General features: G+C 64.6%; 16 protein-coding genes. 10 read left to right on the plus strand and 6 right to left on the minus strand.

The genetic code is table 11. The features are described 5' to 3' along the window. Window positions 1-34: 34 nt before the first annotated feature. From FHR73_RS07020 to FHR73_RS07050, 7 genes are all read left to right on the plus strand, one after another. Entirely contained in the window at window positions 35-703 is a 669-nt protein-coding gene (locus tag FHR73_RS07020) for a Bax inhibitor-1/YccA family protein (RefSeq protein WP_183630232.1), read from the plus strand. A 49-nt stretch (window positions 704-752) separates the two neighbouring features. Beyond that, window positions 753-1,148: a sulfurtransferase complex subunit TusD gene (tusD, locus tag FHR73_RS07025; RefSeq protein ID WP_183630233.1), complete on the plus strand. Its 396-nt coding sequence runs from the start codon at window positions 753-755 to the stop codon at window positions 1,146-1,148. Window position 1,149: 1 nt separating this feature from the next. Beyond that, window positions 1,150-1,506 carry a DsrE family protein gene (locus tag FHR73_RS07030; protein ID WP_183630234.1) on the plus strand — a complete coding sequence of 119 codons (357 nt, stop codon included), beginning with the start codon at window positions 1,150-1,152 and terminating at the stop codon, window positions 1,504-1,506. Next, window positions 1,503-1,802 (plus strand): sulfurtransferase complex subunit TusB, encoded by a 300-nt coding sequence (gene tusB / locus FHR73_RS07035; protein WP_183630235.1) that lies wholly within the window; start codon window positions 1,503-1,505, stop codon window positions 1,800-1,802. The genes FHR73_RS07030 and tusB overlap by 4 nt, the downstream gene beginning before the upstream one ends. Window positions 1,803-1,804: 2 nt before the next feature. After that, window positions 1,805-2,119 (plus strand): TusE/DsrC/DsvC family sulfur relay protein, encoded by a 315-nt coding sequence (locus FHR73_RS07040; protein ID WP_183630236.1) that lies wholly within the window; start codon window positions 1,805-1,807, stop codon window positions 2,117-2,119. Continuing rightward, window positions 2,116-3,099: a glycosyl transferase family protein gene (locus tag FHR73_RS07045; RefSeq protein ID WP_183630237.1), complete on the plus strand. Its 984-nt coding sequence runs from the start codon at window positions 2,116-2,118 to the stop codon at window positions 3,097-3,099. The genes FHR73_RS07040 and FHR73_RS07045 overlap by 4 nt, the downstream gene beginning before the upstream one ends. A 65-nt stretch (window positions 3,100-3,164) precedes the next feature. Then, a complete protein-coding gene (locus FHR73_RS07050) occupies window positions 3,165-4,166 on the plus strand; it encodes a glutathione S-transferase family protein (protein WP_183630238.1) in 1,002 nt (333 codons plus the stop codon). A 2-nt stretch (window positions 4,167-4,168) separates the two neighbouring features. Here FHR73_RS07050 and cysG read toward each other — a convergent pair whose 3' ends face one another. Genes cysG through FHR73_RS07075 form a run of 5 tightly spaced genes read right to left on the minus strand, consistent with a single transcriptional unit; the run spans window position 4,169 to window position 11,351 of the window. After that, on the minus strand, window positions 4,169-5,563 hold the full coding sequence (cysG, locus tag FHR73_RS07055) for a siroheme synthase CysG (protein WP_183630239.1): 1,395 nt from the start codon (window positions 5,561-5,563) through the stop codon (window positions 4,169-4,171). After that, window positions 5,563-6,840: a serine--tRNA ligase gene (gene serS / locus FHR73_RS07060; RefSeq protein WP_183630240.1), complete on the minus strand. Its 1,278-nt coding sequence runs from the start codon at window positions 6,838-6,840 to the stop codon at window positions 5,563-5,565. Before serS ends, cysG begins: the two co-directional genes overlap by 1 nt. Window positions 6,841-6,885: 45 nt before the next feature. Continuing rightward, window positions 6,886-8,214, minus strand: a complete 1,329-nt coding sequence (locus FHR73_RS07065; protein ID WP_183630241.1) for a replication-associated recombination protein A — start codon at window positions 8,212-8,214, stop codon at window positions 6,886-6,888. Between the two features lie 9 nt (window positions 8,215-8,223). Continuing rightward, complete coding sequence (gene lolA / locus FHR73_RS07070) at window positions 8,224-8,847, minus strand: outer membrane lipoprotein chaperone LolA (protein WP_007162303.1); 624 nt, start codon at window positions 8,845-8,847, stop codon at window positions 8,224-8,226. A gap of 17 nt (window positions 8,848-8,864) precedes the next feature. After that, window positions 8,865-11,351 (minus strand): DNA translocase FtsK, encoded by a 2,487-nt coding sequence (locus FHR73_RS07075; RefSeq protein ID WP_183630242.1) that lies wholly within the window; start codon window positions 11,349-11,351, stop codon window positions 8,865-8,867. Between the two features lie 256 nt (window positions 11,352-11,607). On the opposite strand from FHR73_RS07075, the gene aat reads away from it, so the two are divergent. The 3 genes from aat (at window position 11,608) to infA (ending at window position 13,353) form a co-directional block, all read left to right on the plus strand. Continuing rightward, on the plus strand, window positions 11,608-12,297 hold the full coding sequence (aat, locus tag FHR73_RS07080) for a leucyl/phenylalanyl-tRNA--protein transferase (protein WP_183630243.1): 690 nt from the start codon (window positions 11,608-11,610) through the stop codon (window positions 12,295-12,297). A gap of 35 nt (window positions 12,298-12,332) precedes the next feature. Next, window positions 12,333-13,040: an arginyltransferase gene (locus FHR73_RS07085; protein WP_183630244.1), complete on the plus strand. Its 708-nt coding sequence runs from the start codon at window positions 12,333-12,335 to the stop codon at window positions 13,038-13,040. Between the two features lie 94 nt (window positions 13,041-13,134). After that, a complete protein-coding gene (gene infA, locus FHR73_RS07090; RefSeq protein WP_002553999.1) occupies window positions 13,135-13,353 on the plus strand; it encodes a translation initiation factor IF-1 in 219 nt (72 codons plus the stop codon). 71 nt (window positions 13,354-13,424) lie between these two features. Here the strand turns inward: infA and clpA are convergent, their stop codons facing one another. Beyond that, entirely contained in the window at window positions 13,425-15,695 is a 2,271-nt protein-coding gene (gene clpA, locus FHR73_RS07095) for an ATP-dependent Clp protease ATP-binding subunit ClpA (RefSeq protein ID WP_133859226.1), read from the minus strand. Between the last annotated feature and the right edge of the window lie 2 nt (window positions 15,696-15,697).

Genomic DNA, 15,697 nt, shown 5'->3' on the forward strand with positions numbered 1-15,697 from the left:
ACATCACACCGTTAATCTAGCTTTGGAGTACACCATGAACGAGCGTCAATACGCCTACAACCCTGCTATCGCGCAACCGCGGGACGTCAGCCGTGTATTGCGCAACACCTATGCCCTGCTGGCCATGACTCTGGCGTTCAGCGGCCTGGTCGCCTTCGTCTCGCAGCAGATGCGGCTGCCCTACCCCAACATCTTCGTGGTCCTGATCGGCTTCTATGGCCTGTTCTTCCTGACCGTGAAGACCCGCGACAGCGGCTGGGGTCTGGTCAGTACCTTCGCCCTGACCGGCTTCATGGGCTACACCCTGGGCCCGATCCTGAACATGTACCTGGGCCTGCCCAACGGTGGCAGCGTGATCGCCTCCGCCGCCGGCATGACCGCCCTGGCCTTCTTCGGACTGTCGGCCTATGCGCTGATCAGCCGCAAGGACATGAGCTTCCTCAGTGGCTTCCTGATGGCGGGCTTCTGGATCCTGCTGGGCGCCGTGGTGCTGTCCTTCTTCGTCCACATCAGCGGCCTGCAACTCGCCATCAGCGCGGGCTTCGTGCTGTTCGCCGCCGCGGCCATCCTGCTGCAGACCAGTGCCATCGTGCACGGGGGTGAAGACAACTACATCATGGCTACCATCACCCTGTACGTCTCGATCTACAATATGTTCATCAGCTTGCTGCAGATCTTCGGATTCGCCAGCAACAACGATTGATCATCAGCGGTAGCCCGAGAGGCCCGCTTCGGCGGGCCTTTTTACATCCATGAAATTTGCCATCGTTGTCCTTTCTCCACCCCAGGCGCCTTCGGCGCGTCGAGCCCTGCGCTTTTGCGAGGCGCTGCTGGCCAGGGGTCACGAGCTGTCGCGGCTCTTTCTCTATCGCGACGGCGTCCACAACGCCTCTCACGCCCTGGTCAGTGGCCAGGACGAATCCGATCTGCCCGCGCGCTGGCGCGAGCTGATCGAACGCCACCAGATCGATGCCGTGGCCTGCATTGCCGCCGCCCTCAAGCGGGGGCTGCTAGACGAGAACGAGGCACGGCGCTACGAACGTGAGGGCGCGGTGAACGTGCGTGCGCCCTGGCAGCTGTCCGGCCTGGGCCAGCTGCATGAAGCGGTGCAGGACGCCGATCGCCTGCTCTGCTTTGGAGGTGACTAGCATGGCCAGGAGTACCCTCGTCATCTCCCGCCAACCGGCACTGATCGGCCCCGGTCCGCGCGAGGCGCTGGATATCGTGCTGGCCGGTGGTGCCTTCGAATTGCCCCTGGCGCTGCTGTTCGCCGGTCCTGGCGTGACCCAGTTGCTGGCGGTCGACAGTGCTGCCCTGGAGCAGAAGGACCTGAGTGCCAATCTCTCCGCGCTGCCGCTGTTCGGTGTCGAAGCCATCTACGCGGAAGCCGCCGCCCTTTGCCGCCTGGGCATCACGCCCGAGAGGTTGCCCGCCTGGGTGACGCCCCTGGAGCCTGAAGCCCTGATGGCGCTGATCCACGACCATGACCAGGTGATTTCCATTTGACTACCCTGCACCTGTTTTCCCGCTCGCCGCTGCTGGACGCCGGCGCCCTGGATGGCCTGAGCTGGGTCCGCGGCGAAGACGCCGTTCTACTCACCGGCGCTGCCGTCGAGGCCCTGCGCCCTGGCAGCGCTGCGGCCGAGCTGCTGGCGCAACTCCCGGCCGAGGCGACCCTCTATGCCCTGGCGGAAGATGTCCAGGCCCGTCGCCTGCACCCCGAACGGGCCGTGACCCTGATCGATTACCCCACTTTCGTCGACCTGAGCGTGAGCTGCGCCAAGGTCATCAGCTGGACCTGAGCATGCCTCCTCTCGACCTCGACCCCGAAGGCTATCTGCGCGACCTCTCCCAGTGGAGTCCGGAAGTGGCTCAGCAACTGGCGCTCAAGGAAGGCATCGCGCTGACCGAGCGCCACTGGCAGGTGCTGCAGGCGTTGCGTGACTTCTACGCACAATTCCAGCTTTCGCCGGCCAATCGGCCGCTGATCAAGTACATTGCCCAGACGCTGGGCCCGGAACTGGGTACCAGCCTGCAGCTCAATCTGCTGTTCAAGGGGGCGCCAGCCAAGCTCGGCGCCAAACTGGCTGGCCTGCCGAAACCGGATAATTGCCTATGACCTTCACTACGCCCGAAGAACATCCCTTCGCCGTCTATGTCCGGGCCCTGGGCAAGGGCAAGCGCGGCGCCCGCAGCCTGACCGAGGCCGAGGCGGAAATGGCCATGGGTCTGATCCTCGACGGCCAGGTGACCGACGCCCAGCTCGGCGCCTTTCTCATGCTGCTCAGGCACAAGGAAGAGAGCGCCGAGGAGCTGGCCGGCTTTACCCGCGCCGTCCGGGCGCGGCTGCAGTCGCCAGGTTTCGCCGTCGACCTCGACTGGCCCTCCTACGCTGGCAAGAAGCGTCACCTGCCCTGGTACCTGCTGGCGGTGAAATGCCTGGCCGGTAGCGGCGTGCGGATGGTCATGCATGGCGGTGGTACCCACACCGCGGGCCGGCTCTATACCGAACAGTGCCTGGCCGATCTGGGGATGCCGACCGCCACTGACTGGCAGGACGTCGGCGCCCTGCTCGATCGCGGTCAGCCGGCCTTCCTGCCGCTGGCTGCCTGGATGCCGGCCCTGCAGCGGATGATCGATCTCAAGGCCGAGCTCGGCCTGCGTTCGCCGATCCACTCCCTGGTACGGCTGCTCAACCCCAGCCAGGCACGCTGCATCCTACAGAGCATCTTCCATCCGGGTTACCAGGAGGTGCATCGCGAGGCGAGTCGCCTGCTGGGTGATGACAGCATCGTCATCAAGGGCGAAGGCGGCGAGGTCGAGCGCAACCCGGATGTCATCGCCCAGCTTTATGGCACCCGTGGCGGCGAAGCCTGGGACGAAAGCTGGCCGGCGCTGACCGAGCGTCGCCAGGTAAAGCCGGAGCGCCTCGATCCGGCCCTGCTGGCCGCCACCTGGCGGGGTGAAGCGGAAGATCCCTATGGGCGCCTGGCGGTCATCGCCACCCTGGCCGTGGCCCTGCGCGCCCTGGGTCAGGACCAGGCCAGCGCCCAGCGCGATGCCGAGCGACGCTGGGAAACGCGTGATCGGACGCTCTGACGTCACCTCAGGAACCTGGAGCGACTCCCCGGGTTCCTAACCGCAACGCAGCGGAGGATGACGATATGGGCTTGTTGGTCGATGGACAGTGGCAGGACCGCTGGTATGACAATGGCAAGGATGGCCATTTCAAACGGGAAGAAGCCCAGCGTCGGGACTGGATCGCCCGCCCCGAGCAGGCCATTCCGCAAGGCGCCTCGCGCTATGTCCCGGAGGCCGGTCGCTACCATCTCTATGTGTCCCTGGCCTGTCCCTGGGCGCACCGCACCCTGATCTATCGCCAGCTCAAGGGCCTCGAAGACCTGATCGGCGTCTCGGTGGTCAGCTGGCTGATGCGTGAGGAAGGCTGGACCTTCGACCTGACCAGGGGCTCCAGCGGTGACGACCTCTATCACCTCGAGCGCCTCTACCAGCTCTATCAGCGCGACCAGGCCGACTACACCGGGCGGGTCACGGTGCCGGTGCTCTGGGATCGCCAGGAGGAGCGCATCGTCAGCAACGAATCCGCCGAGATCATCCGCATGTTCAACGGCGCCTTCGACGAGCTGACCGGCAATCGCCTGGATCTCTACCCGGAGGCCCTGCGCACTCGCATCGATGCCCTCAACGACCGTATCTATCCAACGGTCAACAACGGCGTCTACCGGGCTGGCTTCGCCACCACCCAGGAGGCCTACGAAGAGGCTTTCGACGAGGTCTTCGCCACCCTCGACGACCTGGAAAAGCTGCTGCAGACCCAGCGCTATCTCACCGGCGAATGGCTGACCGAAGCCGATTGGCGGCTGTTCACCACCCTGATTCGCTTCGACGCCGTCTATCACGGCCACTTCAAGTGCAACCTGCGGCGCATCCGGGACTATCCGGCGCTACAGGGCTGGCTGCGAGAGCTGTATCAGTGGCCGGGGATCGCCGAGACCGTGGACTTCCAGCACATCAAGCACCACTACTACGGCAGCCATGCGCAGATCAATCCGACCGGTATCGTGCCCAAGGGACCGGCCCTGGAGCTGGATCTGCCCCATGGCCGAGAGGCGCTGAGCGGTTCCGGGATCCAGGGCGCGGTCTGAGATCAGACCGTCGTCTGGGCGCCTTCGAACCAGGCCAGCTTCTCGCGTAGTGCCACCACTTCGCCGACGATCACCAGCGTCGGCGCGTGGACCTCGTGCTCGGCCACCAGTTGCGGTAGGTCCTGCAGGGTACCGGTGAACACCCGCTGATTGAGCGTGGTGCCCTGTTGCACCAGCGCAGCCGGCGTTGCCGGGTCCTTGCCATGGGCAATGAGTTGCGCGCAGATGGTCGGCAGCCCCACCAGGCCCATGTAGAACACCAGGGTCTGCCCCGGCGCCACGAGATCGGTCCAGGGCAGATCGGCCGAGCCATCCTTCAGGTGGCCGGTGACGAAGCGCACCGACTGGGCATGGTCCCTGTGGGTCAGGGGAATGCCGGCATAGGCCGCACAGCCACTGGCCGCGGTGATGCCCGGCACTACCTGGAAGGGAATGCCTTCGGCCGCCAGCTCTTCGATCTCCTCGCCACCGCGACCGAAGATGAAGGGATCGCCTCCCTTCAGCCGCAGGACCCGCTTGCCCTCCCGGGCCAGCTTGACCAGCAGGCGATTGAGATCGTCCTGGGGCACCGCATGCTCGGCGCGACGCTTGCCGACATAGATGCGATCGGCATCGCGCCGGCACATGTCGAGGATGGTCGGCGCCACCAGCCGGTCGTAGAGCACCACATCGGCCTGCTGCATCAGCCGCAAGGCGCGGAAGGTCAGCAGATCCGGATCACCGGGACCGGCGCCGACCAGGTAGACCTCCCCGCGAAAGGTGGCCGTCTCGCTGCTCAGCTTGGCTTCCAGCAATTGCTCGGCAGCCTGGGGCTGGCCGGAAAAGACCTTTTCCGCGACCTCGCCTTGGAACACCTCTTCCCAGAAAATCCGCCGTGCCTGCAGATCGGCGAAGCGCGTCTTCACCCGGGCGCGAAAGCGCTGGGCGAGTTGCGCCAGTTGGCCATAGGTCGCCGGAATCCAGCTCTCCAGCTTGGCGCGCACCAGACGCGCCAGCACCGGGGCGTCACCGCCGCTGGAAATGGCGATCACCAGAGGCGAGCGATCGACGATGGCCGGGAAGATCACGGTGCACAGCTTCGGCGCATCCACCGCATTGACCGGCAGGCCCAGGGCCTGGGCGTCGTGGGACACCGTCTCGTTGACCTCGTCATCGTCGGTTGCCGCGATCACCAGGCAATGCCCGGCGAGATGGCCAGCCGCATAGCGCTCGACCCGGCAACTGCCGCCCCGCGCCTCGACGAAGGCGCGTACCTCCGGCTCGATCTCCGGCGCCACCAGGGTGATGCGGGCGCCGGCTTCGGCCAGCAGCACGCTCTTGCGCAGGGCGATATCGCCTCCGCCGATCACCAGTACCGGACGGCCATCGAGCTTGTGGAAGAGCGGCAGGTAATCCATCAGCCGATGACCTCGAGGCCACCCATGTAGGGCTTGAGCACTTCGGGGACGCGGATGCTGCCGTCGGCCTGCTGGTAATTCTCCAGTACGGCGACCAGGGTCCGACCCACGGCCAGGCCGGAGCCGTTGAGGGTGTGCACCAGCTCGGGCTTGCCCTCGGCGTTGCGGTAGCGGGCCTGCATGCGGCGCGCCTGGAAGTCACCGCAGTTGGAGCAGGACGAGATTTCGCGATACTTGCCCTGGCTCGGCACCCAGACTTCCAGGTCGTAGGTCTTGGTAGCGCCGAAGCCCATGTCGCCGGTGCACAGCGACAGCACCCGGTAGGGCAGCTCCAGGCGCTGCAGGACGGTCTCGGCGTGGCCGGTCAGTTCTTCCAGGGCCTGGAAGGAGGTGCTCGGCTCGACGATATGGACCATCTCCACCTTGTCGAACTGGTGCTGACGGATCATGCCGCGGGTGTCGCGACCCGAGGCCCCGGCTTCGCTGCGGAAGCAGGGGGTATGGGCGGTGAACTTCAGCGGCAGGCGCTTGGCGTCGAGAATCTGGCCGGCGACCAGATTGGTCAGGGTCACCTCGGCGGTGGGGATCAGGTAGAGATCGCTCTCCCCTTCGCGGCCGATCTTGAACAGGTCTTCCTCGAACTTGGGCAGCTGACCGGTGCCCTGCAGGGTCTCGGCCTGCACCAGGTAGGGGGTGTAAGTCTCTTCGTAGCCGTGCTCGCCGGTGTGCAGGTTGAGCATGAACTGCGCCAGGGCGCGGTGCAGGCGCGCAATGGGGCCACGCATCACGGCGAAGCGGGCACCGGAGAAGCGTGCGGCGGTCTCGAAGTCCAGCCAGCCATGGGTCTCGCCCAGGGCGACGTGGTCCCTGATCTCGAAATCGAAGTCACGCGGCGTGCCCCAGCGACGAACCTCGACATTGTCGTCTTCGTCCTTGCCGACCGGCACCGAGGCGTCGGGCAGGTTGGGCAGGCCCAGCAGCAGGGCATCCAGCTCGCCCTGGACCAGATCCAGCTCGCGCTTGGCTTCTTCCAGTTCACTGCCCATGCGATCGACCTCGGCCAGCAGCGGTGCGATGTCCTCACCACGCGCCTTGGCCTGACCGATGCCCTTGGAGCGGGCATTGCGCTCGGCCTGCAGGGTCTCGGTGCGGGTCTGCATGGCCTTGCGACGAGCTTCCAGCGACTCCACCAGGCTGACGTCGAGGACGTAGCCACGGGTCGCCAGACGTGCGGCCACCTCCTCGGTTTGGGTGCGAACCAGTTTCGAATCAAGCATGTCCGTGTCTCTTGCTTAGGAATGGGGGCAGCCGCGCGGGCGGCGTCAGGAACGCCGCCGGCGCTGACGCGGGCTGGACCGGTCGAGGTCCGCCAGGTGCTGCAGTTTATCGCGGATCTTCAGCTCCAGCCCACGGGGAACCGGCTCATAGTAGCGGCGCGGCTCGAGTTCTTCGGGAAAGTAGTCCTCGCCTGCGGCATAGGCTTCCGGTTCATCGTGGGCATAGCGGTATTCGTCGCCGTAGCCGAGGTTCTTCATCAGCTTGGTCGGCGCGTTGCGCAGGTGCAGCGGCACCTCGCGCGAGCCGTTCTGGCGCACGTCGGCCAGGGCGGCCTTGTAGCCCATGTAGACGGCATTGCTCTTGGGCGCGCAGGCCAGATAGACGATCGCCTGGGCAATGGCCAGCTCGCCCTCCGGACTGCCCAGGCGCTCCTGGACATCCCAGGCGTCCAGGCACAGGCTCAGGGCGCGCGGATCGGCGTTGCCGATGTCTTCGCTGGCCATGCGCACCACCCGCCGGGCGATGTACAGCGCATCGCAGCCGCCGTCGATCATCCGCGCGAACCAGTAGAGGGCGCCATCGGGATTCGAGCCGCGCACCGACTTGTGCAGCGCCGAGATCTGGTCATAGAAGGCTTCGCCACCCTTGTCGAAGCGGCGGCGCTGATCACCCAGCAGACTCTGGAACAGCTCGGCGTCCAGGACACCACCGTCCTCGGCCAGGTCCGCGGCATTCTCCAGCAGATTGAGCAATCGCCGGCCATCGCCGTCGGCGGCAGCCAGCAGCAGCGCCAGCGCATCGTCGGGCAGGCTCAGCCGTCGCTCGCCGAGGCCCTTGGCGCTGGTCAGGGCGCGGCGTGCCAGGCCGCCAAGGGCCTCGTCGTCCAGACTCTTGAGCACATAGACCCGCGCCCGCGAGAGCAGCGCGTTGTTGAGCTCGAAGGAGGGATTCTCGGTGGTCGCCCCGATGAAGATCAGGGTGCCGTCTTCGACATAGGGCAGGAAGGCATCCTGCTGCGACTTGTTGAAGCGATGCACCTCGTCGACGAAGAGGATGGTGCGACGGCGATACTGGGCAGCCTGCTGCTTGGCCACCTCCACCGCATGGCGGATCTCCTTGACCCCGGAAAGCACCGCCGACAGCGTTTCGAAATGGGCATCGGAAACCTGGGCGAGCAGCCGCGCCAGGGTGGTCTTGCCCACCCCTGGCGGCCCCCAGAAGATCATCGAATGCAGCGCGCCTTGCTCCAGCGCCTCGCGCAGGGGCTTGCCCCGCGCCAGCAGGTGTTGCTGACCCGCGTATTCATCGAGGGTCTCGGGACGCATGCGGGCAGCCAAGGGCTGCCCGACGGGTGCGGCGCTGAAGAGATCCATGGGGTGCGATCACTCCTGGATGACGTCGGCTCCCTTGGGCACCTGGAAGGTGAACTGGGACGCGGCCACCGGCTCGTTGAGCTTGACGTTGAAGAAGAGGATGTTGGTTCTCTGACCGGCACCGTCGATCAACTGCATGTCGTTGATCACGCCGTTGCGGAACGACAGCCGCAGGCTGTCGAACAGGGTGTCCTTGGTCTTGGGCTTGAGCACGAAGTCGACGACGTTGCCGGCATCCTTGCTGGTCACATCGAAACTGCTTTCGATCTTGGAAATATCACCCGACAAGAGCAGCGCCGGCGTCTGGGTCAGCCGCAGGTCCAGCTTGCGGATGGTGACCTGCTCCAGGTCCGGGTCGTACAGCCAGACCTGCTTGCCGTCGGACACCAGCAGTTGCTCCTGGGGCGCATCGGAATGCCAGCGGAATAGCCCGGGACGCTTGAGGCTCATGTTGCCGGCGGTTTCCTGCAGGCGGGTACCCGAGCCATCAAGGGTCAGCTGCGAAAAGCGTGCGGTCAGGGTCTGGGCCTTGTCCAGCAGTTGCGACAGGCGACCCACGGACGCCTGATCGGCATGGGCGGAAAAGCTTACGGCAGCCAGGGCGGCCAGGGCGAAGCAACGCAGCTTGTGCATCGAGGTCCTCATGGATGTCAGTCTCTCACCGGAGCAGGCGCTGTGACCTCGCGCGAGCCGTTGGTGTTCATGGGCGATACGACACCGGCCATTTCCATGGTTTCGATCATCCGTGCCGCCCGGTTGTAACCGATCTTGAGCTTGCGCTGGACCGCGGAGATGGAGGCCCGACGACTCTCGGTGACGAAGCGCACGGCCTCGTCATAGAGCGGATCGTCCTCGTCGCTGTCGCCACCTTCGCCGCTGCCACCGTCGAAGCCCGCACCACCGCCCTCGTCCGGACTGCTGAGGATGTCTTCGATGTAGTCGGGGGCGCCGCGCTCCTTCCAGGCCTCGACGACGCGATGGACCTCGTCGTCGGACACGAAGGCGCCATGGACGCGGATCGGCAGGCCGGTGCCCGGCGGTAGATAGAGCATGTCACCGTGTCCGAGCAGCTGTTCGGCGCCGCCCTGGTCGAGAATGGTCCGGGAGTCGATCTTGCTCGATACCTGGAAGGCCATCCGCGTGGGGATGTTGGCCTTGATCAGACCGGTAATGACGTCCACGGAGGGACGCTGGGTAGCCAGGATCAGATGGATGCCTGCCGCCCGCGCCTTCTGCGCGATCCGCGCGATCAGCTCTTCGACCTTCTTGCCGACGATCATCATCATGTCGGCGAATTCGTCCACCACCACCACGATGGTCGGCAGCGTCTTCAGCAGCGGTGCCTCGTCGTCCATGCTCTCGCGACGATAGAGCGGATCGGTCAGCGGCGTACCCGCCTCCTCGGCATCCTTCACCTTGCGGTTGAAGCCGGCCAGGTTACGCACGCCCATGGCCGCCATCAGCTTGTAGCGCCGCTCCATCTCCGCCACGCTCCAGCGCAGGGCGTTGGCGGCTTCCTTCATGTCGGTGACCACCGGGCAGAGCAGGTGCGGAATGCCCTCGTAGATCGAGAGCTCCAGCATCTTGGGATCGATCATGATCAGGCGAGCGTCTTCCGGGCTCGACTTGAACAGGATCGACAAGAGCATGGCGTTCACGCCCACCGACTTACCGGAACCCGTGGTACCGGCCACCAGCAGGTGCGGCATCTTGGCCAGGTCGGTGATGACCGGCTTGCCACCGATGTCGTGACCCAGGGCTAGGGTGACGGGCGACTTGGCCGCCGCGTACTCGGGCGACTCGAGGACCTCGGAGAAGCGCACCATCTGGCGATCCTCGTTGGGAATCTCGATACCCACGGTAGTCTTGCCGGGAATGACTTCCACCACCCGGACGCTGAACACGGCGAGCGAACGCGCCAGGTCCTTGGCCAGGTTGGAAATGCGGCTGACCTTGACGCCCGCCGCCGGCTGAATCTCGAAGCGGGTGATCACCGGACCGGGATGAACGCTCTCCACGATCACCTCGACGCCGAACTCCTTGAGCTTGACCTCGAGCAGGCGCGACATGTTTTCGAGGAATTCCGGCGAATAGCTCTGCTGCTTCTTCTCGGCGCGATCCAGGATCGACAGCGGCGGCAGCGTACCTTCCAGATCCGCATCGACCCGGACCACCGCAGCCGCCGGCGAATAGGGCGCGGGGGCAGGGGCTGGCGCTGCCTTGCGCGGCGGCGGCGCGGACACCACGGCGACACTGGCCGGCGCTGCGACAGGCGCAGCGGCCACCGGCGCGGACTCGGGCGCTTCGGCGACGAAGCGACTGGGCGCGGGCATCTCGATGCGCGGCGCCGCACGTTCCACCCGTGGTGGGGGCGCGATGTCGAGCAGGTCGTCGAGGTCTTCGTCGGCGACCGGAATCGGTACCTCGCGGGCCTTGCTCTTGCGCGCAACCGGCGGCGACACCGGCTCGTCGAAGACGTCCAGTTCCGGAGCCTGACGGCGCCCGCCGGCCAGGCGACTGAAGCCACCCTGCACCAGGTCCAGCAGGTCGAGTACGACCTTGCCGGTGAAATCCATCACCTTGAACCAGGACAGGTCGGTGAAGACGGTCAATCCCAGCAGGAAGAGCGCGAGGAACAGCAGCGTGCTGCCCTGGACATTGAGGGCGGCGACCGACAGCTGCCCCAGGCTCTCGCCCAGCGCGCCGCCAGCGGACGCCGGCAGCGCCGAGACGGCATGGAAATGGATATAGGCCAGTACCGAGCCCGAGATCACCAGCAGGACCAGGCCGGTCAGCCGCCAGGAAAACAGCCAGCCGCTCCATTCCCAGGGCAGGTGCCGCTTGCGGAAGATCTGCCAGGTCTTGACGGCGAGCAGGACGGGGAACACGAAGGCGAAATAACCGAGCGCCATGAACAGCACGTCAGCCAGCCAGGCGCCGGCGCGGCCCGCGGTGTTATGGACCTGATCGATGCGGCTGGTGTGGGTCCAGCCCGGATCGGAGGGGTCGTAGCTCAGCAGAGCCATGAGCAGATACAGGCACAAGGCGGCCAGTGCGATGAGCACCACCTCCTTGAGACGATAATGCAGATGCTCACGCCATTGGTTGACGTGGCTGACAGAACTGGATTGCTTCAAGCGCGCTTTTCCCGCACACGGAACGTGTGACCGTGAATCAAAAACAGTGCGCCATTCTAGATCGCCCGGGCCCTGCTTCTACAGTCCCGCGGCGAAACATGGCACGATAGCGGACGGCCGTACCGGAACCGCCTTCAGGCACAACATTGGAGCATTCTTTCGTTGTCCTGACAAAGAGTTATGACGATTTCTTGAGCTTGTTACGCACAAGCCGCACCCCTTCGGCTCCACCCATCAGAAGGCGCCCTCCCCTACCATGGTGAAATGGCTGACCCGCGAAAGCCCTGACTTCCCGCCCCTGCAGCAGGCGCTGCGCGAACCCAACGGCCTCCTGGCCATCGGCGGCGACCTGAGCGCGGCACGCCTGATCGGCGCCTATCGTCACGGCTGCTTTCCCTGGTACCAGGCCGGCCAGCCATTGCTCTGGTGGTCGCCGGATCCCCGTACGGTGCTTTTCCCGCCGGACCTGCACGTCTCCCGCAGCCTGGCGAAGACCCTGCGCAAGACGCCGCTGCGCGTCACCTACGATCAGGCCTTCGCCAGGGTGATCCAGGCCTGCGCCGGTCCGCGACGCGATGCCGACGGCACCTGGATCACCCTGGAGATGCGCCAGGCCTACCAGGAACTGCACGCCCAGGGCTGGGCTCATTCCGTGGAAGTCTGGGACGGCGACCAGCTCGTCGGCGGTCTCTACGGCATCGCCATGGGCAAGCTGTTCTTTGGCGAGTCGATGTTCAGCCATGCCGACAACGCGTCCAAGATCGGCTTCGTGACCCTGGTGCGGGACCTGGCCGCCTGGGGTTTCGTGATGATCGACTGCCAGATGCAAACCGCGCATCTGGAGAGTCTTGGCGCGAGCAGTCTGTCCCGGGAACGCTTTGCCGAATACCTGGCCAAATACCTGGATCAGGCCAGAATGGCCGCCTGGCCTACCTTCCGCGGGTGACTTACACTCAAGCCAGGCTTATGTAGAGATTCGACATGACCGAGCTGGCGAGACTCAAGTTTTACGCAACCCAGCCTCACGCTTGCAGTTACCTGCCCAACGAGCAGGCGACCACGCTGTTTCTCGACCCCTCGCAACCCATGAACGGCCAGATCTACGCCGAGCTGTCCGAACTGGGCTTCCGCCGCAGCGGCGATCACCTCTACCGCCCCCACTGCCAGCTCTGCAAAGCCTGCGTTCCCGCCCGCATCCCCGTCACCCGCTTTCGTCCCAGCCGCAAACAGACGCGCGTGCTCAAGCGCAATCTCGACATCAAGGTCACGCGTTGCGACCCGGGCTTCACCGAAGAGCGCTATCAGCTCTACGCACGCTACATCAGCGAACGCCATGCCGATGGCGACATGTTCCCGCCGAGCCGAGGCCAGTTCTCCACCTTCCTGGTCAGCCACCTGCCCTACGCCTTCTTCTACGAGATGCGCGTCGAGGACCGCCTGATCGGCATCGCGGTGACCGATGTGCTGCCCAATGGCATGTCGGCGGTCTACACCTTCTACGACCCCAGCGAAGAAAAGCGCAGCCTGGGCGTATTCGGCATCCTCTGGCAGATCGCCGAAACCCGCCGCCTCGGCCTCGATGCGGTTTATCTCGGTTACTGGATCAAAGGGTGTCGCAAGATGTCCTATAAGACCGAGTATCGCCCCATCGAGCTCTTCGTCAATCAGCGCTGGGTCGCCCTGGCCTGATGAAATAGCGCTTTTTCTGAATTTCTGTCAGAATATGGGCCTTTTTCGCCCGGACTGCTCTGGGCCTATCTTGTCACCGAGGGCTTTTCTATATATGTCGAAAGAAGACAGCTTCGAAATGGAAGGTACTGTCGTCGACACCCTGCCCAACACCATGTTTCGCGTGGAGTTGGAAAATGGGCACGTCGTCACCGCGCACATCTCCGGAAAGATGCGTAAGAATTACATCCGCATCCTGACGGGCGACAAGGTTCGCGTGGAGCTGACGCCTTACGATCTGAGCAAGGGCCGGATCACTTACCGCGCGCGTTAAGCGAATCCTTTCATGAAAAAGCCCGGCAATGCCGGGCTTTTTCATGAGCGATTGTAAGTCGCGACCTGCCCTCAGGCAGGTTCGGCCGTGGTCTCGAACTCGAATTCCAGTTCGTCGTTCACCGCATCGATGTGGACGATACCGCCATGGTCGGCCAGGTCACCGAACAGGATCTGCTCGGCCAGCGGCCGCTTGATCTTGTCCTGGATGAGCCGCGCCATGGGACGAGCCCCCATCTGTACGTCATAGCCACGCTCTGCCAGCCAGCTGCGGGCCGCGTCCGTGACTTCGAGCTGGACACGCTTGTCTTCGAGCTGTGCCTGCAGTTCGGTGAGGAACTTGTCGACGATGCTCTTGATGACTTCCGTGCTCAGGCGGCCGAACTGGATGATGGTATCCAGACGGTTGCGGAACTCGGGCGTGAAGCTCTTCTTGATGACTTCCATGGCATCCGTGGTGTGATCCTGCAGCGTGAAGCCGATGGAGGCACGGGATGCGGTTTCCGCGCCGGCGTTGGTGGTCAGGATCAGGATCACGTTGCGGAAGTCGGCCTTGCGACCGTTGTTGTCCGTCAGGGTGCCATGGTCCATGACCTGCAGCAGCAGGTTGAACACCTCGGGGTGCGCCTTCTCGATCTCATCGAGCAGCAGCACGCAGTGCGGCGTCTTGGTGATGGCTTCGGTCAGCAGGCCGCCCTGGTCGAAACCGACATAGCCGGGAGGCGCACCGATCAGGCGGGACACGGTATGCCGCTCCATGTACTCGGACATGTCGAAGCGCACCAGCTCGACGCCCATGGCCTTGGCCAGCTGCCGGGCCACCTCGGTCTTGCCCACCCCGGTAGGACCAGCGAAGAGGAAGGAGCCAACCGGCTTGTCCGGTGATTTCAAACCGGCACGGGACAGCTTGATGGCGGTGGACAGGGATTCGATGGCCAGGTCCTGACCGAAGACGGTCAGCTTGAGGTCGCGCTCCAGGTTGCGCAGCAGCTCCTTGTCGGAACTGTTGACGGTCTTGGGGGGGATCCGCGCGATCTTGGCGACGATGTCTTCGACCTGCTGCACGTCGATGCGCTCGGCACGCCGATCTTCGGGCTGCAGGCGCTGATAGGCGCCGGCTTCGTCGATGACGTCGATGGCCTTGTCGGGCATGTGCCGGTCGTTGATGTAGCGAGCGGCCAGCTCGGCTGCTGCACGCAGCGCCTCGTCGGTGTATTCGATGTGGTGATGCTGTTCGAAGCGCCCCTTGAGGCCACGCAGGATGCCGTAGGTATCATCGACCGAAGGCTCGACGACATCGACCTTCTGGAAGCGCCGAGCCAGTGCCCGGTCCTTTTCGAAGATGCCGCGGAATTCCTGGAAGGTGGTCGAGCCGATGCAGCGGATTTCACCCGAGGACAGCAGCGGCTTGAGCAGGTTGGAAGCATCCATTACCCCGCCCGAGGCGGCACCGGCACCGATGATGGTGTGGATCTCGTCGATGAAGAGCACGGCATGGGGCCGCTTCTTCAGCTCGGCCAGTAGGGCCTTGAATCTCTTTTCGAAATCGCCGCGGTACTTCGTACCGGCCAGCAGCGCGCCGAGATCGAGGGAATAGACCACGCTGTCGGCCAGCAGGTCGGGGACCTGACCGTCGACGATGCGTTTGGCCAGGCCTTCGGCGATGGCGGTCTTGCCGACGCCGGCCTCGCCCACCAGCAGCGGGTTGTTCTTGCGGCGCCGGGCGAGGATCTGGGCGACGCGCTCGACTTCCGATTCACGTCCCACCAGCGGATCGATACGACCCTGACGAGCCTGCTCGTTGAGGTTGCTGGCGTAGGCTTCGAGCGGGTTGTTGGAAGAGCTGGGTTCGGCACCCTCCTCCTCGGCAGCGTCCTGATCCTGTTCGGCTTCGGGTGCTGCCCCTGGCACCTTGGAGATGCCATGCGCGATGAAATTGACAACGTCGATCCGCGCCACGCTCTGCTGCTTGAGCAGGAACACCGCCTGGCTTTCCTGCTCGCTGAAGATGGCGACCAGGACGTTGGCCCCGGTCACTTCGCGCTTGCCCGAGCTCTGCACGTGGAAGACCGCACGCTGGAGGACACGCTGGAAACCCAGCGTCGGCTGGGTTTCGCGCTCGTCGTCCTGCTGTGGGATCAGAGGCGTGGTGGAATCTATGAATTCCAACAGATCGCGCCGCAGGCGATCGATGTTGGCGCCGCAGGCTCTCAACACGGTGGCCGCCGCTTCATTGTCCAGCAGCGCCAGCAGGAGGTGCTCAACGGTCATGAATTCATGACGCTTCGTCCTCGCCTCCTTGAAGGCGAGATTCAGGGTGACTTCGAGCTCACGATTCAACATAG

The sequence above is a fragment of the Pseudomonas sp. AS2.8 genome (assembly GCF_014190935.1).
Taxonomy (GTDB): domain Bacteria; phylum Pseudomonadota; class Gammaproteobacteria; order Pseudomonadales; family Pseudomonadaceae; genus Chryseomonas.

Bases quoted from the DNA above. Each gene is read 5' to 3' on its own strand.
- FHR73_RS07050 (WP_183630238.1), top strand. From the start codon at position 3,165: ATGGGCTTGTTGGTCGATGGACAGTGGCAGGACCGCTGGTATGACAAT.
- cysG (WP_183630239.1), bottom strand. From the start codon at position 5,563: ATGGATTACCTGCCGCTCTTCCACAAGCTCGATGGCCGTCCGGTACTG.
- tusD (WP_183630233.1), top strand. From the start codon at position 753: ATGAAATTTGCCATCGTTGTCCTTTCTCCACCCCAGGCGCCTTCGGCG.
- clpA (WP_133859226.1), bottom strand. From the start codon at position 15,695: ATGTTGAATCGTGAGCTCGAAGTCACCCTGAATCTCGCCTTCAAGGAG.
- FHR73_RS07065 (WP_183630241.1), bottom strand. From the start codon at position 8,214: ATGGATCTCTTCAGCGCCGCACCCGTCGGGCAGCCCTTGGCTGCCCGC.
- infA (WP_002553999.1), top strand. From the start codon at position 13,135: ATGTCGAAAGAAGACAGCTTCGAAATGGAAGGTACTGTCGTCGACACC.
- FHR73_RS07045 (WP_183630237.1), top strand. From the start codon at position 2,116: ATGACCTTCACTACGCCCGAAGAACATCCCTTCGCCGTCTATGTCCGG.
- serS (WP_183630240.1), bottom strand. From the start codon at position 6,840: ATGCTTGATTCGAAACTGGTTCGCACCCAAACCGAGGAGGTGGCCGCA.
- FHR73_RS07040 (WP_183630236.1), top strand. From the start codon at position 1,805: ATGCCTCCTCTCGACCTCGACCCCGAAGGCTATCTGCGCGACCTCTCC.
- FHR73_RS07020 (WP_183630232.1), top strand. From the start codon at position 35: ATGAACGAGCGTCAATACGCCTACAACCCTGCTATCGCGCAACCGCGG.
- FHR73_RS07030 (WP_183630234.1), top strand. From the start codon at position 1,150: ATGGCCAGGAGTACCCTCGTCATCTCCCGCCAACCGGCACTGATCGGC.
- lolA (WP_007162303.1), bottom strand. From the start codon at position 8,847: ATGCACAAGCTGCGTTGCTTCGCCCTGGCCGCCCTGGCTGCCGTAAGC.
- FHR73_RS07085 (WP_183630244.1), top strand. From the start codon at position 12,333: ATGACCGAGCTGGCGAGACTCAAGTTTTACGCAACCCAGCCTCACGCT.
- aat (WP_183630243.1), top strand. From the start codon at position 11,608: ATGGTGAAATGGCTGACCCGCGAAAGCCCTGACTTCCCGCCCCTGCAG.